This window comes from Bradyrhizobium sp. USDA 4341, assembly GCF_054063755.1.
In genome coordinates this window covers 9,396,379-9,418,876 of the sequence record NZ_JBSSGO010000002.1, presented here as the reverse complement: position 1 = coordinate 9,418,876, position 22,498 = coordinate 9,396,379, and the positions used below count along the sequence as shown (strand labels likewise).

Here is a 22,498-nt window from a genome sequence, read left to right as displayed (position 1 = left end):
GTCACCATCGCTCATTTTCGTCGCGGTCGTGCTGACGTTTCTCTTGGCCGTCTTGGAGGTTGATCTTCATCGAGGTGAGTTGGAATCACTTTACCTGCTCCGAAACTACGACTCGCCTCCGGCCGCCTTCCTAGGCCCGTAGCGTTCGTCGCCCGACCAGGTTTCCATCTGAAGCGCGCCCTCAGCGTTGATCCTGGCTGCGGGTCGCTTCGCCCGACAGGTGGTCGTCTAGCGCGTCGTCTCTCTCGGAAAGACCAGGGACCGGTCGTCAAAGTCCTCGGCCGGCAACTTGGCTGCGCTGCGGGCGCCTTGCAGTTCTTGCAATGTTGAACTGCTTGCCAAATCGGCCCGCCCGACCGCCGGGACCGAGTGTGATCGCGGGATGCCGAGCACCGCGCTAAGAAGCGCAAAAGCGGTGAGGACCGCTACCATCAGACCCTTCATGCGAAATCTCTGTTCGGTTGGAGCTGTCCCCGAAGAAGTTTTGCAGAGATCTGATTAGTGCTGACCGCAGCGTCACGATGTGAACCGCCTCACATGCCCTGGAAATTTTCCCCGAAGCGCCTTTCGGGTTCCGCCCGATTAAAGTCGACGGCAAATGGCCTCGGACGCAAGGACGCGGTCGACAAGAACGATGCTCAAATAGCCGGCGCCTTACACGCAATCTCGGCCGCGCGCAAAAATACTGGACTCAGATTGGCCGCCTAAACCCGCATTTTGGCAGCAGTCGGGATGAAGTTCCGGAGTCCACCGGCACGCCGGTCTCATTGGTCATGCCCGCAGGAAACTGCATTGACCGAGCTGCCATTTCTCGGCGATCGTATCAGCTCCAATTCGAGCTCAGGCGCCCGATGATGCTGCCGAGACCCGGGACTTCATCCCCGCCAAAACGGCTCAGTATGTTCATGGCTGCGGCAATCTGACACACTGCTACAAGGCCAACCGTTGTCAATCGAGCAGGGACGAATCTTTCAGCGCGCCTCGTCTGACCGCCGCTGCAAGAGGTCGCAAAGCCGCCGCAGCAGTAGATGGAGGGTCTCCATGTCCGACGCCCATACCCGCGACCCCTCGTGGAAAACCGACCTAATCTGGCACTATTTCCACAGCGTCACGACCGCGGCAAAGGCGCCCGCCGCCTATCGCAAGTTCTACAGCAACCAAGACCCCGGCGACGAATTGGACAACCGCCATCGCGTTTATGAAATGTTGGTGGACGAGCCGCTTAACACCCGTCCCGTTCTGCTGGCGACCGCGGACGAGTCGATGGAAAACTACAAGAAGAGCAAGCTGCCGTGGAACCAGAACAATGCCGGCTTCCTGAAGGCAGTGAGCAATGAATATTGGTGCGGTTCGATCCTCAAGATCGTATTCGTCCGCTACATGGGCTGGAAAATGGTCGAACCGACGGCTCGCGACCAGGTGAGCGCGGGTCGCGATCCCGGCAAAGCGGTGGATTGGACAATCAAGAACCTCGAAAACAAGGTGCCGGTACGAGCCTCACTCGGCGGTGCCCACTATGTCGGCATCGTCGGCCACCGCACTGCAGGAGCCGACGACAAAGTCACAGAGTTTCTGTGCCTCGACCCTTGGGCCTATGGCATCGACGGCGGCAACATGGACATGAAATATGCCGGTACAAAGACCGCGTTTCTCGGAATTAGCAAACGCGACGGTGCGATTTGGACTTATAGCAACAAAGCCGTCGCCTTCGTTGAACGGCCATCCTAGGGCAGCGGGTTGCCATCATTCTCACGCGCCCCCGCTCAGACCTGCTCGTGAATGCGGAACGGGCTAAGAAAATCATAGAGATCTACCGCCCCCAACGGTCTTGCCAAATCTTCTCTCCAATCCAGCAAGGTACGCGCGGCTCATTCTCTATAACTGGAACGACCAACCGCTCGGGCGTGCGACCCGCCACCTCAAAGACTAACTTGCTTCGAATTGCCTCTTTCATCTCGTCGCGCAACTTGATGGAGACAACAAACGAACCCGGCCCTCCAATCACGCAGTCCTCATAGTACCAATCGAGATTATTGATATCCATGGCGTTAGTCGACGGCTCCTTGATCATGATCGGGAGGCCATTGATGGCAATGCCTTTCTCAATTGCGGCATCACGTGCAATGGTCACAGGAATACCATTGTTATTGGGACCGTCACCAGAAATGTCGATCACGCGTCGCGACCCCAAAAACCGATTCTCGTCGAACAGCGGAACGGCGAAATTAATCGCACCAGAGATTGATGTACGTGAACCTCGGTGCAATGGGGCTTTCATGATTTCATCCGCCACCGCGCCAGCGGATTCCGGCCCATCAATCACACGCCAAGGAATAATAACTTTCTGGTCGCTCGACGCCGACCACTCGAAGTATGTGACAGCTAACTTGCTAGTCGGTCCTTGCTTGAGGGCCTGAAGAAATTCCTTTGAGGAGATCGCCTCGGCATACCCTTCGCGCTGAACGGCCAATTCGTCCAAATCCATCGAGTAAGAAACGTCAACAGCGATAACAAGCTCAAGATCCACCGATACGGAAGCTTCCCTGCCGTCGCTTCGTTGAGAGCCGAGGTTTCTCGGTCCGGCCGCGCCCGCCGAGATGGCTCCGACGACGAGCATAGCTCCGATTGACATGGTCCAGCGCATCTCGACCTCCAGTACGGACCAAAGTTGACACCGATGGCGGAGCCATTCAAATCCGCCGTAAGGGAAACCCGACCTTCAACTAATGCCTGTCCGGTGCGTCGCTCTCAAGACCGAATAACTCAGAAGAGACTTACTAACCCCTGCCCCAGATCCAAACCTTGACGAGCACCGGCGTGTCGGTCGGCAAAATCATCGCTACATTATTTGGGGAAAGCCTGCCGGCTCAGGACTCTTTGAAGAAATCAGCTACCGCGAGCCGAGAAATTGACAACCAATTGTCGAGATATGGAGCAAGTTATCAGGAACATGCCTCAGGACATCCAGCATGCGGTAATCATTGTTGCGCGCTCAGCGTACGACAGACGTCCGCGGGTGCGTCAAAACGGTTGAGACATACCAACGAACCGTCTCCTCGTTACCCGATAAGCAGCGCCATTCACTCAAACTCAGCGGCCGTCTATGCCGGACGCGAGCGCATGGACAGATAGGATGAGACCGACGTTGATCCACTTTGGTCTAGATGCTGATACGCACTTAAGTTGGGCATCGCTACCAAGGGGATGGAACTTCGCTGGCGAACCGGATCTGACGCCAGCACAGCCAGCCACTGGGCTAATAGCCGGAGCAGAAACTATAACTATTTCAATATCTTCCTTTTCACCCCCGCATCGGGCAGGCAGAATCGTGACCCTACACTCTTCCGTGTGCGGTTGAACGTCTTCGCCACCCTGAACGACAATACTACGAATGGATTGAACCTAAGATTGGTACTTGTACTGGAGAAGGCCTTCCCACGCTCGCAGAACTTGACGCGACCGAGTTTGTCCGGGGCCAACTTCGATAGAACTAGTTCGGGCGATTTTGGACGGTGGCCATGAGCTTGTACACCCACTTCAGAGTTCCTGTTCTTCTCGCCGCTTTAGCTCTTCTTGCTTCGCAGCCTGCGTGGGCAACGAAGCGCGTGGCTTTGGTAGTCGGAAATTCGAGCTATCAAAATGCGCCCTTACTTCCGAATCCTGCCAATGATGCCACCGCTATCGCCGCGACCCTGAAGAACGCCGGGTTCGATTTGGTGGAGTCTCGTCTCAACCTGACCTCGAGCGACATGCGGCGGGCACTGAGGGATTTCGCCGATCAAGCTCGCGATGCCGACATCGCCGTCGTCTACTATGCAGGTCACGGAATCGAGATCGACGGGACGAACTATCTGATTCCGACGGATGCCAGACTTGAGCGCGACACTGATATCTATGACGAGGCCTTCTCGCTCGATCGCATCCTACTAGCAATTGAGCCCGCGAAGCAGCTGCGCGTCGTGATCGTCGACGCTTGTCGCAACAATCCATTCGCCGACACGATGAAACGGACCCTCGCTTCGCGCGCGATCAGCCGCGGGCTCGCCCGGGTGGAACCCGCAGTATCCAATACGCTGATCGCATTTGCGGCCAAAGCCGGACTGACCGCACTCGACGGCAACAGCAAGAACAGTCCTTACGCGACAGCGTTGGTCAAGTATATCGCAAAGCCGGGACTCGACTTGCGTCGGGCTTTCGGCTTCGTTCGCGATGATGTCTTGCAGGCTACCGGTAATCGACAGGAGCCATACGTTTATGGTTCGCTGGGCGGCGAAGACGTTGCGCTCGTACCAAAGGCAGAGGAGCCCGTGCCACCGCCGCCGGCTAACGCCTCCTCGGAGATTCGTCGTGACTACGAATTGGCCCTGCAACTCGGCAACAAGGCCGCTATGAACGCGTTCCTCGCCCAGCATCCCGACGGATATTACGCAGATCTGGCCAAGCTTCAGCTCAATCAAATCGACGCCGAAGACGCGCGCGTTATCGCGACCAAGAAAGCGCAGGAAGCGGAGCAGCAGAAAGCTCGGCTTGCGTCCGAAGGTGCCCAGCGAGCCGAACAGGAAAAAGCGGCCGCAGATTTCAAGGCCGCGGAGGATGCCCGTATCGCGGCGGAAAGGTCAAAGCAGAATGCGCAGGAACAAGCGATCGAGGCCGAACGGAAGCGGACTGCATCGCAATCCTCAACGGTCGCCATGCTTTCCCCGAATGGCCCCGTAATCGACGGCGCCAAGGCGGACAATCTTGCAATCGCCGCCCCATCCCAGAATAGCGAGGGAGCGAAGGTTGCCGCCTTGAACGCGGCACCGCCGCAGGAGGATCTTGCCAAATCACTTCAGAGCGAATTGAGCCGGGTCGGCTGTTTCACAGGCTCCATCGACGGTGAGTGGAACGCAGCCTCGCGTCGCTCCCTGAGCCTGTTCAACAGGCACGCCGGGACCAAATTTGATGTCAAGCTTGCAAGCCTCGATGCGCTCGATGCAATCAAGCTGAAACCGGCCCGGGTTTGCCCGTTGATCTGCGAGCGCGGCTATAAAGCGGACGGCGATCAGTGCCGCAAGATCACTTGTGCCGAGGGCTCGTTTCTGAACGACGATAACGAATGCGAGAAGCGCCGCGGGAAAAAGCCGCTGGCGAAGCGCAACATGGATGAGCGCCCGCCGCGCGCGGATCGTCCGGTACGCGACAGCTCCGAGCCGCCAGCCGATTTCCCCAAGCGAAAGCAAGCGACCGCTAGGCCCGCTGGTGGCAGCGGCCAGATCGTGTGTGACGCTTATCTATGCCGCCCGGTCCGTCACGGCTGTCATCTCGATTACCGTGGCGGCGGAGGTCCCGGCGGCGGTACCGGCAATGTTGAAGTCTGCAACTAGGACAGCATGCACGGCGGCGCGCTCGAACTCGTGTACGGGCCGCCGTCTCCTCCGCAATTGACAATGCTGGCGGCAACAGAGCCAAAGCCGCAGGACCTTGGACGAACCACTCCTCAACCGCCCGAGTAAGCCGTAACAACGCGAACGCTTGCCTACTTGATAGAGTATGATTTGATGTCGAACGACCAATTGTTCGGCACCAGCTTTCCGCTGCCGCTGTCCGTTACACGCAGCTGACGTGTCCAATCCGACAGATAGCTCAACGTATCGGCCGGCCCCTGAATCTTGCGTTGAATGTCTGGCAAATCAAGCAATTGCACACGTCGCTCGCTCAGGATCGCAACGATCACAGCGGACCCGGCCGGCGGCGCGACGACATACTCAAATCCACGTTGCCGTGCTGCAGGAGTCGGAACAATAAATTGGACGCCAGGCTTCACACGATTCATGTCCCGTTCGATCGACTGCGCCAATAGCTCGGCAGTTGGAAATATCTGGGACATCCGCCCTTCCGCATCAACATCCACGAGTATCAGATAGCCAGGCTTTTTGGCGGTTACGCCGAATGACACCTTGCCGCCAATGTTAACAGTTGGACCCGGCAGGATTTCAAGCGACACGCTGGCAGCGTTTGCCGAGCCGCGGGGCGCCTGTACATGCCAGAGCAATGGAGTATCTCTCGCGGCAGATCGAAATGCCGATGGTAACGGCGCGGCGCTCGCGATCCCGCTTCCCGCCAGCGAGAACACCAGCGCGAGCCATGATTGCTTCTGGAAAACCAGCTTCGCTGACGACATGACCTGCAGTCACAGTATTGTCAGGGAACGCTGAACAAGCCGATAGACGCGATCCGCGCGTCCGCCGGCAGATAGCGCTCCAGACTCTTGACCATCTGCCCCGAAGCGCGGCGCCGGTTGAGCTGCATCAAGACCCTCTCCAGATCAACCATCCGCTGTTGCGAAGTCACCGCAACGATCTGCTCGGCACCGAACGGCTCGCCCACCCGAAGAGGCAGCCGCAGATTTGCTGATCGAGCAAGCGCGGCATCGGGACCCACCGGATACAGCATTTGGATAGTTCCATCTCCGGACACGTTGAACAGCAGCACCGCCCGCGAACCGACGTCGGACAATTCGACCTCGACGGTCTGGCCGCTGCGCTGCTGTCGATCATCCGGCCAAATACGCATCGCCTGCGGCGACTGCGTCGCCATGCGCTTGAGCTCCCGAATTGCCGCAGTTCTGTTGACCACCGTCGTCAAGCCGTCAACGTCAACACCATAAGCGACGACATCGCCCCACGCGATTACGTCATGCGACACGGGGTCCCAGATCAGGTCGGGATTATCAGTTGGTTGAACGGCCTGCACACTGGCGTCCTGCGGTTTGACGTACGTGAAATAGCTGATCTTGCCGTCAAGCGCCGCCAAACGGATCGGTGATACGAGACGGAAGGGCGGCAGCGCGGCACCGGGCGCGGCCGGGCCGGTCGCGGCAACGCCGGCCGCAGCGGTTTGCGAAGCGGCCGCAACGGCTGGCGGCGCTGGGGTTTGTTTCTCGACAGGCGGGACGGCAGGAACCTGACCGGGAGCAGTTCTCGCGGCCGCTCCTTGGATCAGCACTACGCCGCGCGTCAATTCGAAGGCGACCTCGGTCTCCGGCATCTGCGCCAGCGACGATACCGTCACGATGTTCTGACGTTGGTCGGACAACTGATAGACCACCTGCCGAACATTGCTGAAAAGCTCTTTCAGCGTCACTTTTCCATCATGATTGATGTCCGCGTTGCCCTCCACGGCTCGCGCAACGGCATAACTCAAAGCGCCGCGCAAGCCATCGATCCCGGGAATCCGCACTTCCGGCGCCTTGGTGTAACGATCGACCGCGGCGATGAACGCAGTGTGGTCGAGATCGAGTTCGGACTTCGGGTCGTCGCTGCTCGACACTGGCTTCAATTCATCAACCAGCAGTGTGTAGCGCGGCACCTGTCGAAAACTCATCTCCGCCGCGCGCGGATCGATATCGCGCACCATTCCGCCGCCGTGGCAGGTATCCGCAACGAAGATCACTTTTGCGCCGCGCAATTCGAATTGCCGGATGAAGTGGTTGAATTCGCTTCCCAGAATCCGCTCGGCCGATCCGGCCGGCGTGGTAGCAAAATCGGGCAGCAGGAACACGTTCTCCATTCCGTCCGGTTCGGAGCCCTTGATGCGCTCCGGCTCCTGCGTCCCGTGACCTGCGATCGAGAGGAAGATGAGATCGTTGTTCCTTGTCCGCTCCACCAGTGAGCTGATCTCACGCAGCACGCTTGCCCTACCAGCCTGCGCATTGGTCAGCTCGACCACATCGCTGACGCCCATAGTGCGCAAGCTGGACACGATGTCATTGGCATCTGCGACCGCGCCCTTCAATTTGCGGACATGCTGGTAGTCGTCGATGCCGATGACGAGCGCCCGGAGAGCCGCGCCGTCGGGATTGCTTATCGACAGTTCACCGGCCGCATGCGCGCGCTGGGGTGGCAGGCCGATCAACGCAGCAAGCAGGATGGCTGCACACAGCCAACCGGCCATTTGATCAAAGCCGTTGAGCCTTCGCATTGTGATCCACCTCGATATCAAGCAGGTCCGCCCTGGAACCGCACCGGCATGGTAGAGCGTCAGGATGCCGTCCTGATCTCTAAAACCAGCGCACAGGCGGTGACTCCATGTTCATCTGTAGCCTCAGGGAGACCACAGGTTCAGCGCCGCTTGTTCGCCGTCTTCCGGCCCATCGGCGCCTCGGTCTCCTGATAGGCGTTCGCGGAAACAGTGGTCTGATCATCTGCGAACGCGCGAAAGCGGACCGGAACGTAACCGCGTGCAAGCAGGCTTGCGAGCGGATAGACGTTGCGGCAGACCCTGCCGTTGCAGCCGCCCGTCGAGGATTCCATGACCTCCGCCTTGCGATCCGGCGTGAACCGCAGGAACAACATCACGTGGGAACCCGGCTTGTTCAGGGCGTCACCGGGCTTGAGGTCCCAGGGGTTGGTCACGGGTGTGGCGATCGCGGGGATGGCGGCGGTCGTGTAGTGGACGGAAAGTCCCCATGTGGCGCTGACGAACGCTGAGCAGTCGACGCCGGCCACGTCCGGCCGCGGCTCGTTGCGGGTGCAGACATTGCCCGCAAGCGTCCCGCCTTCGATTCGCTGCCGGAAATTCGCGAGCGAACCATGGCAACCCCAGCAATAGGGCACGCCCCGCACTTCCTGGTTTACCTTGCCCTGCAGATACCACGGCCGGCGAATCCGGCTGAAACCGGAGCATTGGCTGTCGGGATCGCTGCCGTAGTTCGCCGGTGTCAGCTTCCACTGAATGCCCTCAAAGGCGAAGGCCGTCTCGATCGCCTGCTGGCGATTGGACGGCCGTACGGCGGCGGTCGCGTTGAACTTGAAATCCGGCTGCGCCGCCGGCGCGGCCGCCGTGCGCGACGGCCTGACGTCAATGACGGACACTTTCCCCAGTGGCCGGAAGCCGACACCAACCACCTCAACACCTTCCGACTTGGTGCGCAGAAAATAGACATCGCCGTCGCCCGAGATAGTGACGAACCGGCGGGTCAACGGCGTGTTCTCCAGCGGTAGCTCGTAGATGCCCTCAAGGCGTCCGTTCGCGGCATAGCGTGCCACGAATGTGGTGGCATTCTTGCCCGATGGAGGAATGTCCTCGGCCAGCACATAGAAGCGGTCACTGTTGTCGATCTCAAGAAACTCCACGGTGCCGAGCTGGTTGCGGACGCGCAGGCCGAGCTGACCTATGGTCTCGTTGGAGACCATGGTCTGGATTTCCACCCGAACGCTGTTATTCCCTTTGTCGGGAATGATATCGGCGATCACCGATCCCTTGCTGCGCGAGGCGATATACTGCCGGTCGGGCTGCCGCGTCGTCCTCACGATAGCCGCACGCGTATTCTGATCGAGCAAGTCGGTCGGACTGCTCAACGCCTGCGAGCCCATCTGTGCGAAGGCCGAAATGGCGACCTGGTTGTCCGTTCCGCGGGATGAGACTTCCTCCAGCTGAATCACGTCTCCGCCGAGCCCGCGGGTGGACTGTCCTGGTGCTGCCTTCAGCATCCTCACGCCTCCGTCCCAAACCATGATGTCGTCATTACGAACGACCAGGTCGGTAGGCTGGACATCGCTTGGCATCTTCAGGATGTCAGGAGCCGCGTTTGGCTGTTTAGGGTCGAACTGCAGAATGCGGCCGTTGATCTGATCAAGCACAAACAGGCTTCCCTGTCCGTCCGCGGTGAGCGCTTGCGGGCCTGCGAGTTCGACGTCCTGGCCGGCCGGGACGATCCCGACCATGGATGCAGCCGAACCGCCGGCAAAGCTTCGCACGACGGCATCGTCGGCCCTTGCCCCGCTAGTAACGATGATCGCGCCGACGATAGAGAGCCAGATCCTGCTAGATCGACGAAGCATATCCGCCTCAATGTAACCGAACCGAATGCAGCGTCAGTCCGACTAATCCAAGACTACGCGAGTGCAGCATCAATTAGTGACGAGCAACCCCAATCCCGTTCAACTCTCTCACTGGACGGTGATAGTTCTAATTCCTTCAGCTTGCAGTGCAAAATGATGGCCAGAAATAGATTTGAGCAAGTCAGCGAAATCCAGCCCGACGCGATCACTCTAGTCTTGAGGCGCGACGACGGGGGCGCCTCCGGGTCAATTGTATTGCCAGCCGCCGCAAGCGGGGGACGCTTGAGCGGCGACCAGGTCAGCTCCCAACTACCTGCCCAGGATGCCTTTCGCGGCGCGATCCGTCTCGCCAATGACATGAAGCTCGCGATCGTGGTTTGCGACCCGGATGGCGTCTGGAAGCCGGAATGGGGAGATCTTTACCAAGCGATCGATTGATCCCACGCTGCGGCGCCACATGGAGGCCGGCATGGCAAATGAAGCGTTAAGCGGGCCGTCATTGAGATCGCAAGCCCTGATGATCGCCCTGTTGGCCGCAACCGGTTGGCCCGCGCAGGCGAACGACTCCGCGGCGGAATTGTCCATTGGCGGGCTGCAATTCGTTCGCACGAAGGATGTGGCCATGGCGAGCGAGGAGCTTCGTATCGGGTTGGACAGGGTCAGCGTTCGCTACCAATTCGTCAACCAGACGAGCAAGCCGATTGCACTCACTGTCGCCTTTCCGCTGCCCGACATCGATTTGTCCGAAGCCGAGAACATCGCTTTTCCATCGAGCAATCCGGTCAACTTCGTCGAGTTCGAGACCAAGATCGACGGCAACGCGGTGCCGCTGACCATCGACCAGCGCGCGATGGTCGGCAGCAAGGATGTGACCGCCCTCCTCCGTCAATTTAAGCTGCCTTTGCTGCCGCTCGGCGATCGGGATATCCGGATCGCCGACCTGCCCGTGGCAACCCGAACCAAGCTGATCGATGGCGGCCTTCTTATGCCTGCCGGCATGAACGACAACGGTCGCCAGCAATACATGCCTGGCTGGATAACCAAGACTTCGGCCGTTCGCGAGCAAGTGTTTCCTGCGGCGCGTACCGTCATTGTCGAACATCAATACCGCCCGAGCGTCGGCTCCAGCCCTGACACGGTCCTGCGCTCGGGTCTGCGTCGCAGCGCAGCGCTGGGTCCGGAAGTCGAGCGGTACAGGAAGGAGTATTGCGTCACGGATGCGTTCCTTGCCGAATTGGACAAACGCGCGGGCAACAGCCAGGACAATGCGGCAAAGCTGCAGGAGCGGCGCATTTCCTACGTCCTCAAGACGGGTGCGAACTGGGCGGGTCCAATCCGGTCCTTCACGTTGACGATCGATCCGGGCGGCGACGACCGTCTGGTCAGTTTTTGTCCGGGGCGGCTTATGCCGTCATCTGCCAACAACTCGCGTCAATTCACGGCAAGCGACTTTAAGCCGGATGCCGACCTGAAGATCCTGATCATCGGCAAGTTCTGAAGAGCCACTCAATTCGTTAGCATTACATAGCGCGCGGCCGCAGTGATGGTCACGTTGCCACGCTGAGCTTCGCTCATCGCCTGCAGGAAGAATGTGTCGGCAGCCATCGGTCGCGGCTGGCGCAACGAATCCAGAACCCGCGGGGCCGCGACGACCAGCAGCAGTTGCGGGCCGGTCGTCCGCTCCATCGGCAGGGCAAAGGAAAGCGAGTCGATGCCCGGCTTCAGGAGATAGGACAGGCTCCGCACCTCGCCGCGATCCGAGACCATGAGCAGTTCCACCACCCGGTTGGCAAAATTCTCCACAGTCCCATTGAGGGTCTCGCCGGCCTTCAGCTCCGTCGCGGACAGGTTGATGCGCGGGGCACGCGCTTGGTCGCTTCCGACCTGGCTCAGGAATTTGACGGCCGGACATTGGGCCTGATTCACCTGCCTGACGCCGACCGAGGCCTCAAATCCCTGTTCCTTTCGAAACGCCTTGTCGAAGGTATCGAACGGAGCGGTCGAAGCGCCGAAGCCTTCGATGACGGCTGCGCTAGAACTCACGGCAACAGGCAGGATGAAGAAGCAGTCGCCGCCGGCATACTGGGCGACATATTTGCGGATGCGCTCGGCTCGACCCGGCCCATCGGGCGACGAAGACGGCGTCACCGTCGGCTGAGACGGCAGCTTCACCGGCTCCTGACGTGCTGGCTGTGGCAGAGCAGGTTCAATCCTCGGCGGCGCGGGCGTCGCGGCGAGTTTCGGAGGTGGCGGCAAGGCCGCTACGCCCGATGTCGACCAGACAAATTTATAGAAGCTGTACCCACCGCCCCCCAGCAGAAGCAGCAGCGCCGCGACGCTGGCGCCGAGCCAGACGCCGCGAGAGTTCCGCGGGGTCGATGGCGCCCGCTCCTGCTGCGGAGACGTCCCGGCCTCCGGCTTCCCCAATGGATCGAAGCCGTAGAGTGGCGCGGCGGACGGCTGAACCGAACCCGCCGGCGCCCAGTTGGCGACCTCCGCCATGGTAGGGCGCAAGGCCGGGTCTGGCTGCAGCATCCTCTCGAGCAGGGGCCTGATACGCAGATCCACTGCGCCGAGATCGGGCGCACGCCGACGTTTCTCGACCAGTTGAAACTGGCTTCCACCCATATCGAGCTTCTGTCCGGTCAAGGCATGGAACAGCACGAGACCAAAGCTGTAGACATCGGACTTCGCGGTGACATCATTACCGTACAAGCCGACCTGTTCCGGCGAAGCGTAATTATCCTTGCCGGCGAAGCCGGAGCCAATAATGGTCTTGTCACCCATCTGGGTGGACCGAGCGATACCAAAGTCAATGATCTTCGCTCGCCTGACATCGTCGAGCGGCACGATGATGTTGTCGGGTGAGACGTCGCGATGGACAATGCCGTGTTCGTGAGCGGCCTGCAGGCCCGATGCGACACGCTGCATCAACTTGATCAGCGCTTCGAAGGTCAGCGGCCCATCGTCGAGCATGTTCGACAGCGACCGCCCATTCACGAATTCCATCGCGAGATACGGGCGCTGCAGCACGGGTTCGACCGTGAACAGGAAGTAGCGAACGATCGCTTCATGCGGAAGGTTGTGAAGTGCTGCCGCCTCCCGGCGGAACAGCGCAAGTGCCGCCTCGTTGTCGACCATGTCGGGCAACAACATCTTGACGGCAACTGGCGATCCGGTCTGGATCTCGCGGCATCGGTAGACTTCCCCCATGCCGCCTGCCCCGATCATCGCTTCGATCTCGTAAATGCCGTTGAGCCGGGTGCCGGCCGGCACACCGCGGTAGGACGATCGAAACGGATCGTTCGCGGTCATCATCGCGGCTCCCGATCGAACGGCGTCCTCGTGGGCTCTGAGGATCGTGGCGCGAGCAGCCGCACGATCACGATCGTCACGTTGTCGAGCCCGCCGCGATCGAGCGCAAGCGCAAGCATGTCGTCGCAGGCTGTCTGCGCAAGGCGAGTGGCCGCGTGCTGCTGAATCTCGTCATCCTGCACGTGTCGGGTCAAGCCGTCGCTGCAAATCACGAAGACGTCTTCCGGTTCGGCCGGACCGGTCACCACCTCGAACTCAGGGTCGGCGACAACGCCGACAGCCCGGGTGATGGCATTGTTCGGCCAATCCTGGACCTCTTCGCGCGATAGAGCACCGCCGGCGATCAGTTCCTCCAACTCGCTATGATCATGCGACACCTGTGTAATGCCGCGATGGTTGATCAGGTACACCCGGCTGTCTCCCGCCCAAATGCAGGCATAATGGCCGTCGCGTACCAGCAAGACCGCCGTTGTGGTCCCGACAGTGGCACCCTGCCTTGCCTGGCTGAGTGCCAAAATCTGCTGGTTGGCGCTAAACAGACGCGCCTCGCACTGCGCCAACAGGTCCGCCGCGGAGGCAGGCGCGGCGATCGCATCAAGCGACTGTACCACGATGAGGCTGGCAAGATCGCCCGCCTCATGACCGCCCATGCCGTCAGCGACGGCCCATAGGCCGATGTCGGTTCTTACCAGGCAAGAATCCTCGTTCCGCGCCCGCACCCGTCCGGCATGAGTGACGCTACCGACATCGAACAGGGATGGGACGTGCACCATCGCTCGTCATCCCGTCCCGGATACCGCGCGGCCAACGTTGCCGGTCAGCAGCGTGGAATAGTGAAACGGATCCGGCAATCCGCGGCAACACAGTGCGATCGGCGAGAACCCTTCGCCGCCGGCGGTCCACCAAAAACTGGCCGCGGCATAGATTTGAGGGTTCGCGCCGCAGAGCATGCCGAACGACTCGCCAAACCCATCGACCGTCGAAACCATTCCCAGCATCGCGTCATTCATCGTCACGATTGGCGATCCATCGGTCCCCAGCGTCCGCAGACGTGGGAAGGCGAGACGATCCAGCGCATCTGAGATCTGTTCAAACGTTGCGGCCCGGTCCAGGGTCGATAGCAGGAACGTCTCCACCTGCCCGAACCACTCGTCCTGCGGATCGATGTGCGGCGGCTGCAGTGCGTCGGCGCCATCCGATACCGCATGCAGCGTCAACGGGTAGTATCGCCCCACCCCGTCAAGCGACGGCATGATCGCTCCCGCGACGGTGGTCCCGCAGATTGCGGCGCCAAGCCAGAAGCGCCAAACCGGCGCGGTCAGGAATGCTCCCTGCCAGGCGGCACCGAGCTGATGGCGGCTCGCGGAAATAGCAGCCTGCACCCACGGCTCCCAGACCTCCAGGAAGCTGCGCGGCGTCGCGATCGCGATGAAATCACGCTTGGCGCCGATCTTGCCGAATAAGCCGCATCGCATGGTCATATCCCGGTCGGGCAACGAAACTCGCGGAGCACTGACAGGTTTAGCGGATTGCGCAACGATCCGGTCGAAATCTGATAGTTGAGCTCACGTCCGGCAACAATGAACGTGGCACTGGCGGTTTCCGCCTTGGCGACCAGCGAGCCAGCCTCCAGCATGCGGAACAATGACCAGGGGCCGATGCGCTCAAGCACCGATGGCGAGCCGGTCTCGTTGCTGACCGAAATTGCCGTCCGCGGCGATGGGCCCGGCCAGAGCACGGTCGTCGGTGAATTGCTCTGCGGCGGCGACGGAGCAGCGGGTTGCGGCGCGCCAAACATAGAGGGAGCTGCGGCTGGTCCTGGCGTAATGGGGCTGGTGATCGTCGTGCCGCCGATCTCAGTTTTGACCGTGATGCCCGGTCCGGCCGCGGGCGGCGGCCGGATCGCAAAGGACACCGCCGGCACACCGCCGCCAGTCTGGAAAAAGGCATCGCGGATATAGGCGGCATTCTGAAACTGCTTCAATGTGTCGGGCGAGAACGATCGGCCGACAGGACTCTCCTTTCGCCAAACCCAGTCCGAACGCGACGTATCTGCATAGGGCGCCAGAAATTGAGTGAAGAACTTGTCCATGATGCCGTTCGGGCTGAACAGCTTGGCGAAATCCGCGAGCGGCACTTCCTGACCGCTGCTCCGTACAAACGGATAGCGGTTGGTCACCGTCTGCTGGCAGACCGGCGTGACTTGATCGCGCAACGACTGCAGGATCTGACCGGCCGTGGAGGCGGCGATACTGCCTTCGAACTCCGCGGCCGCTGCCCGCAGCATATCGGAAAATGGTGGCGGCATGCGCGAGGCGTTGTTGCGCAGCGCTGCAACCTGGGTCTGAAGCCCCGCAGTTGCCTGCGCCGTCAGTTGCGGATTCTCGACCATCAACGTCAGATTCTGCGCGATGTCGTTGAGATTTGCGATCGTCGAGTCGATTGGCCGGCGGGTGCTCTCCCCTTCGAGCACCGCATGGTAGGGCTTGAACTGCGACTCGATCGCCGCACCCGGCGTGCCATCCTGGGCATTGTTGAACAGCGCAGGCGTGGTCACCGCAGGCGGCACCGCCGGCGTACCGGCACTTGCCGGCTTCGGGCGTTCCTTGGTCAGCATCGTCTCATCACGCACCGATTCCAGGATTTGCCGCATCGGCGAGGTCGGCGCCGAAAGCGCCCTCAGCACCTCGTATTTCGGCTTGTCCGCGAGCAATTTCTTCAGACGCAGACTGCCAAGCGCAGCACGCCACGCCGTTACAAAATCATTGGAGTAGATGCTGAGCAGATCGCCCGCCAGGTTATCATACTGCTGGTCAATGGCCGACTGCTGGCCAGCGTCACCCAACACCCATCGCTCCCGCTTCATGCGCTCCGACAAACCGGGCAGTCGAGCGATGAACTTCTGCTGGAATCCGTTGTAAGTGAAGAACTCGGCCACCCGCACATTGTCCAAGGGCTGCCCGGTCGTGGTTTCGAACACAACTGCTACGTCCGGACCGCCTCGGCGGCCGACGACCCAGTCGCCCGCGGTCGATCCGCGAGCCTCCGACTTCAAGAACTCGTAGGCACGTTGCGACACGCTGAGGCGCGCCAGCGAATTCTGGGCCTGCTTGATCAGCCGGCCGTCAAGCCCAACCAGCGGCGGCTGCTCGGTTTCGAGGTCGAACATTGCAACAAGATTTTCATCGAGCAGACGCCGTCCTTCCGCATTGGTCGCGCCGGGATAAAGGTTGTCCGCCCAGTCGCGCTGCATCCACGAGCGGACCAACTCCCGGTCCGGGGATTGCAGGCCGCCAAGCATCAAGTAGACCTTCAGCGCCTCATAGACGAAGGCAGGCTCATTGATGCGCGCATTAAGCTGCTCTTCCAAACGGTACAGCAAGCGAGGCCTGAACATGCGCTCGAGCGCAGTGTGATAGGCTGCCTTCGCGGGCGACAGCAGGCGCGCGTGCTGACTGAGACCGTAGCGCGCCGAGAGCGCAACCGGCTCATTCCGTGATGCGTAGCCGGCGGGCGCGTTCCGCAGTCGATAGAGCAGCGGCAGCACCTTGTCGAGATCGTGATCGGCGATCAGCGTTTGCTTGATGAGCGGCGCCCCGGCGGCCCCATACTCCCTGTCCGCCTGCAAGCTCTGCTCGATCAGGTCTGAGTTGCGCTTGTAGCTTGTCAGCCAAGCACCGATCAATCCGATCGCCACCAAACCTATCACCGACAGCGCCGCGGTCTTGAGGATCAGGGCACGGCGCACCGCAGCTTGGTCGGTCGAAACCCAGTCGGCCTCGCCGATGATGACCTTCGAAATCAAATCGGCAAGGAAATAGCTCTTGCCGGTTCCGGAGTATGATCCGGCACCGACTTCCTCCGCGCCGAACGTACGCGCCAGCGATCCAATCAATTGATCGATCGGCGTACCCTGCTGAGTGCCGGAGGTGAAATAGAACCCACGCAGGTTGGCGTTCACGTGATACCGCGTCGGCTCAAAAATCTGATTGAGGAAATCGTGGATTTGCGGCTTGAGCCGCGCCATCTGCGCCGGGAAGCCGAACAACTGCACCCGGTGCTGCGGCGTCGGCTCGTCCTGGAGACGGTCGAGCGTTTCCTCGCTCAGGCGCTCCAGCAGGCGATCGAATTCGCCCGGGACCTGCCCCACCAGATTCTGGGTCTTGTCGGCGGTCTGGAAGGTGGCGCCCCAGACCTGGCGCCGGCCGGCCTCGCCGAGATAGGCGAAATATTCGGTGAAACCGGCAACGAGATCGGCCTTGGTGAACAGAGCGTAGACCGGGAAGCTCACCTTCAGCCGTTGATGCAGTTCGAGCAGGCGCATCCTGATGGCATCTGCATGAAGCGCGAGTTCCTGCTTCGGCAGCGTCAGAACGTCTTCCAGACTGATTGCGACGAGAACACCGTTGATCGGTTGGCGCGACCGATTCTTTTTCAGGATGTCCAGAAAAGACAGCCAGCTTTCCTTGTCGGCCTTGCTGTTTGAATCCTGGGTCGTGTAGCGACCGGCAGTATCGATCAGCACCGCTTCCTCGGTGAACCACCAGTCACAGTAGCGAGTGCCGCCGACCCCGGCGATCGCCGCCGGCGTTGCCCCTCGCGCGAGCGGAAACTTGAGCCCCGAATTCACCAACGCCGTGGTTTTTCCCGCACCGGGCGGACCGATGATGACGTACCAGGGCAGATCGTAGAGATAACCGGACTTGTTGCCGCTCGCGGTCTTGAGCGTTGCGAGCGCGTCCTTCATGCGCTCCTTGAGCACCGGCTCGTCGCTGACGGTCTGATCCGCACCGCTGACGCCGTCAGCTATTTCCTTCGCGTTCTTGCGTCGCCTGAAGAAATGAAGACCGGTGACACCTGCCGCTGCGGCGCCGAGCAGCAGGATCGCGATCTGGCGAATGATGTGATTTTCCAATGGATGCCAGTCGCCGAAAGCAATGAAGGGACCGGCAAGGTAGATCACCGCCCCAAGCGAGCTGAGCCCGACTCCATAGAGAACGATGCGTAGAATGTCCTTGGCGAGCATATTTACCGGTACCTGTCGCTTACGCGTGAACTTGTGGCGTCCGCCTATTCGCTACGTTCGATGAAGATTTCGACCCGACGGTTCTTGGCCCGCCCCTCGGGTGTCGAATTGCTGGCAATCGGTGAATCCGATCCCTTGCCGTCGACGTCGATGCGCGAACCATCCGCGAGGCCGGGTTTCAGCGCGGCGGCAACCGCCTTGGCGCGCTCGACCGACAATTCGAAATTCGAGGGAAAACGCACGGTGCGGATCGGCGAGCTGTCGGTGTGGCCAACCACTCGAATGCGGCCGGGCTCCTTGTCGAGCGTCGTCGCAACGCGGGCGGCGATCGGCTTGAACCCATCCAGGATGGTTGCCTGGCCCGAGGCAAACAATGCGAGATCGCAGACCCTGATCACGATGAAGCTCGCCGTCTGATCCGCCGTCATGGCGCAGGCCGTCTTCTCCTGCGCAAGCGCGTTGCGAATGCGCTGCAGCTGGGTAATACGATCTGGGGGTGGCGGCGGAGGTGGAGGTGGCGGCGGCGCAACGACGCGGCGCTTGAGCTCGATTGGATCTCCGGGATGCAATGCCAGCGCTGCTTCCGCGGCATTCTCTGCGCGGCCAGCCAGCAATGTCCGCAGCACAAAATAGGATCCCGTCAGCAGCGCGGCGACCACGGCCGCCACCAGCCAAACGGGAATATGCAAGTGCTTCCGCCGACCGGCCAAGGCCTGTCCGCGCCAGTGCGGCGACAAATCGTTGGTCGGCTTGGGCCGAACCCGGCGCAGCGTTTCATAGAGGTTACGCTGGATCACCTGGAGGTTCGCAAGCCCGCCCGGCGACGTCCGGTGAATGCCCTGGAACCCGAGCGCAAGGCAGGCGTGCTGCAGTTCGAGCACTGGATAGTTGACCAGCGGATCAGTCTTCAAATGGTCGAGAATCTCGAAAAAGCGTACGCCGCCCACACGTTCGCCGAAAAACCGGCTGAGCATCGAGTACTGCGCCCAGACGTGTCGATCGTCGGTCGGAATGTGCTGCACAATATCATCGGCGGTAGCGCACAGGATGTACTTCGCGGTATTGGCCTGGTGCTCGGAAATGCCGGCCGAGCGGATATCCTTCTCGAAGAACTTGATGGCGTCGGCGACCTGCTCCATCAGGCTCGCGAATGACGCCCTCATCAGCGCTACTCGCAGCCGGCCAAGCAACTGCAGTAAGGGGCCGCCGGCGCGCATCACCGGATTGGCGTTTGGCGCGACCAGATCGTCGACGCGCAATGGCGGTCCCGGCGGCAAGATCGGTTGCTGCGCCGGAGCCTGCGGCGGTGTCGAAATCCATTCCTCCGACGGCTGGCTGGTCGGCGGGGCGGCGTAGCTTGCGCCCTGCGGTACGGGAGAAAATGACGGCGACGATGGAGCACCAGGCCCAGCCACGGGCGATGGCGAGTACGCTGGACGGCTTGCAGGTCCCTCGCCCGCTGGAGATTGAGGAGCCGGAGCCGGCGGCATCTTCCCGCCGGGGTTCGGACGGATGATGGTCCGCTCACCCCGACCGAAAGGATTAACCGGCTTGTCCCTGTCGGTCATGGCCGCTCTTCCAGGATGGCCCAAAGGTACAACTCAAGCTCCGGCCAGTCGCCGGAGAAGTGCATCCCGATCGAGGCCGCAGTACTGAACTCGGGCCACAGCGGCGACTTGCGATCGAGGTAGAAATAAACGTGGTCTGTAATGGCCCGGATGTGCGGTGGCGGCGTCGGCAAATGCACCAAGGTCAAACCCGGCAGGTTTGCGTGCACGATCTCAGTCATCTTCGTGTTGGGTCCGACCTTGAACAGGTGCGGGAATTCATTCTGGATCTCGACGAGAGGCCGCCGCGCGGCAACCTCCAGCACCAAGGTAGCAGTTCGGAACAACGCGCGATCGCGGATCGGCGATACAAATGCGTTCTGGGCTCGTTCGATGATCTCCAGACGGATCGCCCGCCTGCCCAGCCGGGCGCTCAGGAAGTCCTGGATGTCGCGCACCAGGGGCGTGAAGACGTATTCGAGATTGTCGTGATCGTATGCCGGGTAGTCCCGTGCGCGTCGTTCGGTGGTCGCGAAAGTCGCAAGCTCACCGGCAAACCTCAGCAGTTCTTCGTACAGCCGCTCGGGATGCACGCTACCGGACCGCTTGAAATGAGCGAGCACGGGAATAGTCCGGTTCAGCACCTGCAGCACCAGGTAGTCGACACTCTGCAAGCCGCCGCCGGACGATGGATCGACCGCGTAGCGTGCAAGCTCATCGAGTTTGGTCTCAACCCAGCCAATAATTCGATTGAGCCAACCATCGACGACCGCATGTGCGGCGCAAACCAGCATCGGCGGCACAAACTTGTCGTCGAACAGGATGTTCTTGTCGCGTACTTCGAGGATGCGGGCGATGCCGAGGCCCATGTATCCCGGCTTGCTAGTCTTGCGTAGCTCGAACGACAGCCGCGGAAAGACGATATCGATCTCTTCTTCGATGCGCAGCGCCGAGGTTGAATCGATAAACGTTTCGGAAGTCCGAACGTAACGACTCGCGCTGTCAGTGCGATCCTCATCCACCTCCCGCGTATTGGGCGCCGCGACCGGCATCATCAGCCAGACGATCTGGCCTGCGGCCGAATCTGGCACTTCGATGGCTTCCGGGATCGGACTGTCAGCAGGGATATCGAACGGCGTTCCATCGGGCATGACGCCGGTCGCACTGCGCACGGCGAATTTGCTCTGTTGAGTAAGATCGTTATCGATCTCGAGCTGGGCAAAGCCCCATGGGTACGGTGTTGTGTAACGAACGCGCTTTTCCAGCAGATGCTCGAGATAGCGATCGTTCTGCTGCAGATGATGCGGCCGCAGAAACAGACCTTCCGACCAGAATACTTTGCTGTACCAGGACATTCCTGCATCCACTTGGCAATGATCGGCGACAGCATCGTCACCAACAGTTCACTTTGACCCCGACTTGTCTGCGCGGTCGTAATATTCAGAGAAATGCAGCATGAAGGTATCGATCGGCGCGCTTTCGTCGCGACCGAGATGCGCCTTCCAGCGCGTCAAGAATTCATCCCATAACTTACTCTTATTCGAGCCGAAAAAGGATCTTGCGCCGCGCTGAAGCTCGAGCTCACGCGCCATCAGCGTCGGATCGATACTGGCGATCAGCCCCCTGACGGCATGCTGCATTGCCGCATAGGTCTTCAATTGATGGGATTTGAGATCCTTGAAGCCCTGCGCGAAGGCATGCGGCGCATCGAGATAACTGCGCGTCGGCGGCCCGAACAGGATACGCATCGCGTCTTCCGCGGTCGGCGAGAATTTAAGCGGATTGTTCTCGATGGCCTGGATGGTGGTTTGACTGGTGCTGCGCGTCAGCTGCTTGGCCTGGGTCCGTGCCTGCAGCAGAGCCATTAGGTTTTCCACGGTCATGCGCAGTATGACGCCCAGCTGCTCCGCGAGCTCGGCCTCGGTCTTGTCGGCAAAGAAATTCTCCGGCAGTCCGGCAGCACGTGCCACCAAGCGGGCAAATTCGGGATTGCCGATCGGCGCGGCCTTAGCCGGTGCCGGCTCGGCCACCCGCGGCCGCGGCGCTCCCGCATGCCCTGCCGGTGGCGGCGCCGGCGGTGGCGGGACAGCCGCTTCATCGTCGGCCCAGACCGATGGTCGGCGCGGCGTCGGCATCGCGTGCAGCACGTCGACCGGCGGGTTTGGCGTGGCGACTGGACCGGCTGCCCAGCTCATGTCGTCGTGCAGAGGCGTCTCCCGTTGAGGCATCTGCGGCCGGACGGGGTCGACGCCCGCCGGCGGAACGCTCGCCGCCCAATCAAGGAATTCCGCATTGACGGGCCGCGCTGCTTCGCGCGGCCTTCTCAACTGCTGGGGGTCGATTGGCGGCGGCACGTCGCGATCGGGAACCCACAGTTCCTGGTAATCGGCGTGCTGCTGCGCGAGAGGAGCTTGCTGCTGCGCGCCATGGCTCGGGGTGCCCTCGGCACGCTCGTCCAGGTCCAGCGAAACGCCAATGACATAATGGCCGATGACGAGCCGATCGCCATTGCGCAGCCGATGCGCTCCCTGCATGCGCTGGTCGGCACCGTTGAGAAAGGTGCCGTTGGTCGAGACGTCGTGCAACCAGTAGCCACCGTCGCGATAGTGGACCTCGCAATGCTTCCCCGAAATCATCCGAGACGGATCGGGCAATGTCCAATCGAGATGACGATCGCGGCCTATATCGACCGAGCGCCGGCCGGTGACCGCAAATGACACAGGTCCGCCATCGGGGAGGTTGGGCTCGTTCTCGATGTTGAAGCGAAGCACCATCACATCGTCTCG

General features: G+C 60.9%; 16 protein-coding genes. 4 read left to right on the top strand and 12 right to left on the bottom strand.

Annotation, left to right across the window (positions count from 1 at the left end; translation table 11 throughout):
• Window positions 1–228: 228 nt before the first annotated feature.
• On the bottom strand, window positions 229–444 hold the full coding sequence (locus tag ACVIGB_RS49560; protein ID WP_456723751.1) for a hypothetical protein: 216 nt from the start codon (window positions 442–444) through the stop codon (window positions 229–231).
• Window positions 445–1,041: 597 nt separating this feature from the next.
• Between ACVIGB_RS49560 and ACVIGB_RS49555 the strand changes: the two genes are divergently transcribed.
• Window positions 1,042–1,728: a hypothetical protein gene (locus ACVIGB_RS49555; RefSeq protein WP_456723752.1), complete on the top strand. Its 687-nt coding sequence runs from the start codon at window positions 1,042–1,044 to the stop codon at window positions 1,726–1,728.
• An 82-nt stretch (window positions 1,729–1,810) separates the two neighbouring features.
• Here ACVIGB_RS49555 and ACVIGB_RS49550 read toward each other — a convergent pair whose 3' ends face one another.
• Window positions 1,811–2,644: a DUF1194 domain-containing protein gene (locus ACVIGB_RS49550; RefSeq protein ID WP_456655171.1), complete on the bottom strand. Its 834-nt coding sequence runs from the start codon at window positions 2,642–2,644 to the stop codon at window positions 1,811–1,813.
• An 874-nt stretch (window positions 2,645–3,518) separates the two neighbouring features.
• Here ACVIGB_RS49550 and ACVIGB_RS49545 point away from each other — a divergent pair.
• Entirely contained in the window at window positions 3,519–5,366 is a 1,848-nt protein-coding gene (locus tag ACVIGB_RS49545; protein ID WP_456723753.1) for a caspase family protein, read from the top strand.
• 152 nt (window positions 5,367–5,518) lie between these two features.
• On the opposite strand, the gene ACVIGB_RS49540 is transcribed toward ACVIGB_RS49545, so the two are convergent.
• The 3 genes from ACVIGB_RS49540 to ACVIGB_RS49530 form a co-directional block, all read right to left on the bottom strand.
• Window positions 5,519–6,163, bottom strand: coding sequence for a DUF4384 domain-containing protein (locus ACVIGB_RS49540; protein ID WP_456723754.1), 645 nt, complete (start codon window positions 6,161–6,163; stop codon window positions 5,519–5,521).
• 20 nt (window positions 6,164–6,183) lie between these two features.
• Complete coding sequence (locus ACVIGB_RS49535; protein WP_456749358.1) at window positions 6,184–7,962, bottom strand: caspase family protein; 1,779 nt, start codon at window positions 7,960–7,962, stop codon at window positions 6,184–6,186.
• 140 nt (window positions 7,963–8,102) lie between these two features.
• Window positions 8,103–9,824 carry a hypothetical protein gene (locus ACVIGB_RS49530; RefSeq protein ID WP_456723757.1) on the bottom strand — a complete coding sequence of 574 codons (1,722 nt, stop codon included), beginning with the start codon at window positions 9,822–9,824 and terminating at the stop codon, window positions 8,103–8,105.
• A 282-nt stretch (window positions 9,825–10,106) separates the two neighbouring features.
• Here ACVIGB_RS49530 and ACVIGB_RS49525 point away from each other — a divergent pair, with 282 nt between their 5' ends.
• Both ACVIGB_RS49525 and ACVIGB_RS49520 read left to right on the top strand, forming a co-directional pair.
• A complete protein-coding gene (locus ACVIGB_RS49525; protein ID WP_456655166.1) occupies window positions 10,107–10,262 on the top strand; it encodes a hypothetical protein in 156 nt (51 codons plus the stop codon).
• A gap of 31 nt (window positions 10,263–10,293) precedes the next feature.
• A complete protein-coding gene (locus ACVIGB_RS49520; protein ID WP_456723758.1) occupies window positions 10,294–11,322 on the top strand; it encodes a DUF4424 domain-containing protein in 1,029 nt (342 codons plus the stop codon).
• 8 nt (window positions 11,323–11,330) lie between these two features.
• On the opposite strand, the gene ACVIGB_RS49515 is transcribed toward ACVIGB_RS49520, so the two are convergent.
• From ACVIGB_RS49515 to tagH, 7 genes are all read right to left on the bottom strand, one after another.
• Entirely contained in the window at window positions 11,331–13,139 is a 1,809-nt protein-coding gene (locus tag ACVIGB_RS49515) for a protein kinase domain-containing protein (protein ID WP_456723759.1), read from the bottom strand.
• Complete coding sequence (locus tag ACVIGB_RS49510; protein WP_456723760.1) at window positions 13,139–13,912, bottom strand: PP2C family protein-serine/threonine phosphatase; 774 nt, start codon at window positions 13,910–13,912, stop codon at window positions 13,139–13,141. Before ACVIGB_RS49510 ends, ACVIGB_RS49515 begins: the two co-directional genes overlap by 1 nt.
• Before the next feature lie 6 nt (window positions 13,913–13,918).
• Window positions 13,919–14,620, bottom strand: a complete 702-nt coding sequence (tagF, locus tag ACVIGB_RS49505) for a type VI secretion system-associated protein TagF (protein WP_456723761.1) — start codon at window positions 14,618–14,620, stop codon at window positions 13,919–13,921.
• Window positions 14,617–18,165, bottom strand: coding sequence for a type VI secretion system membrane subunit TssM (tssM, locus tag ACVIGB_RS49500; protein WP_456723762.1), 3,549 nt, complete (start codon window positions 18,163–18,165; stop codon window positions 14,617–14,619). Before tssM ends, tagF begins: the two co-directional genes overlap by 4 nt.
• Before the next feature lie 44 nt (window positions 18,166–18,209).
• Window positions 18,210–19,424: a type VI secretion system protein TssL, long form gene (tssL, locus tag ACVIGB_RS49495; protein ID WP_456723763.1), complete on the bottom strand. Its 1,215-nt coding sequence runs from the start codon at window positions 19,422–19,424 to the stop codon at window positions 18,210–18,212.
• Between the two features lie 305 nt (window positions 19,425–19,729).
• A complete protein-coding gene (gene tssK, locus ACVIGB_RS49490; protein ID WP_456723764.1) occupies window positions 19,730–21,067 on the bottom strand; it encodes a type VI secretion system baseplate subunit TssK in 1,338 nt (445 codons plus the stop codon).
• Window positions 21,068–21,115: 48 nt separating this feature from the next.
• Window positions 21,116–22,486: a type VI secretion system-associated FHA domain protein TagH gene (tagH, locus tag ACVIGB_RS49485; protein WP_456723765.1), complete on the bottom strand. Its 1,371-nt coding sequence runs from the start codon at window positions 22,484–22,486 to the stop codon at window positions 21,116–21,118.
• Window positions 22,487–22,498 lie beyond the last annotated feature (12 nt).

What these genes read in the sequence shown, in the direction of transcription:
- ACVIGB_RS49560 (WP_456723751.1), bottom strand. Translation starts at nt 444, where the DNA reads ATGAAGGGTCTGATGGTAGCGGTCCTCACCGCTTTTGCGCTTCTTAGC.
- ACVIGB_RS49555 (WP_456723752.1), top strand. Translation starts at nt 1,042, where the DNA reads ATGTCCGACGCCCATACCCGCGACCCCTCGTGGAAAACCGACCTAATC.
- ACVIGB_RS49550 (WP_456655171.1), bottom strand. Translation starts at nt 2,644, where the DNA reads ATGCGCTGGACCATGTCAATCGGAGCTATGCTCGTCGTCGGAGCCATC.
- ACVIGB_RS49545 (WP_456723753.1), top strand. Translation starts at nt 3,519, where the DNA reads ATGAGCTTGTACACCCACTTCAGAGTTCCTGTTCTTCTCGCCGCTTTA.
- ACVIGB_RS49540 (WP_456723754.1), bottom strand. Translation starts at nt 6,163, where the DNA reads ATGTCGTCAGCGAAGCTGGTTTTCCAGAAGCAATCATGGCTCGCGCTG.
- ACVIGB_RS49535 (WP_456749358.1), bottom strand. Translation starts at nt 7,962, where the DNA reads ATGCGAAGGCTCAACGGCTTTGATCAAATGGCCGGTTGGCTGTGTGCA.
- ACVIGB_RS49530 (WP_456723757.1), bottom strand. Translation starts at nt 9,824, where the DNA reads ATGCTTCGTCGATCTAGCAGGATCTGGCTCTCTATCGTCGGCGCGATC.
- ACVIGB_RS49520 (WP_456723758.1), top strand. Translation starts at nt 10,294, where the DNA reads ATGGCAAATGAAGCGTTAAGCGGGCCGTCATTGAGATCGCAAGCCCTG.
- ACVIGB_RS49515 (WP_456723759.1), bottom strand. Translation starts at nt 13,139, where the DNA reads ATGACCGCGAACGATCCGTTTCGATCGTCCTACCGCGGTGTGCCGGCC.
- ACVIGB_RS49510 (WP_456723760.1), bottom strand. Translation starts at nt 13,912, where the DNA reads ATGGTGCACGTCCCATCCCTGTTCGATGTCGGTAGCGTCACTCATGCC.
- tagF (WP_456723761.1), bottom strand. Translation starts at nt 14,620, where the DNA reads ATGACCATGCGATGCGGCTTATTCGGCAAGATCGGCGCCAAGCGTGAT.
- tssM (WP_456723762.1), bottom strand. Translation starts at nt 18,165, where the DNA reads ATGCTCGCCAAGGACATTCTACGCATCGTTCTCTATGGAGTCGGGCTC.
- tssK (WP_456723764.1), bottom strand. Translation starts at nt 21,067, where the DNA reads ATGTCCTGGTACAGCAAAGTATTCTGGTCGGAAGGTCTGTTTCTGCGG.
- tagH (WP_456723765.1), bottom strand. Translation starts at nt 22,486, where the DNA reads ATGGTGCTTCGCTTCAACATCGAGAACGAGCCCAACCTCCCCGATGGC.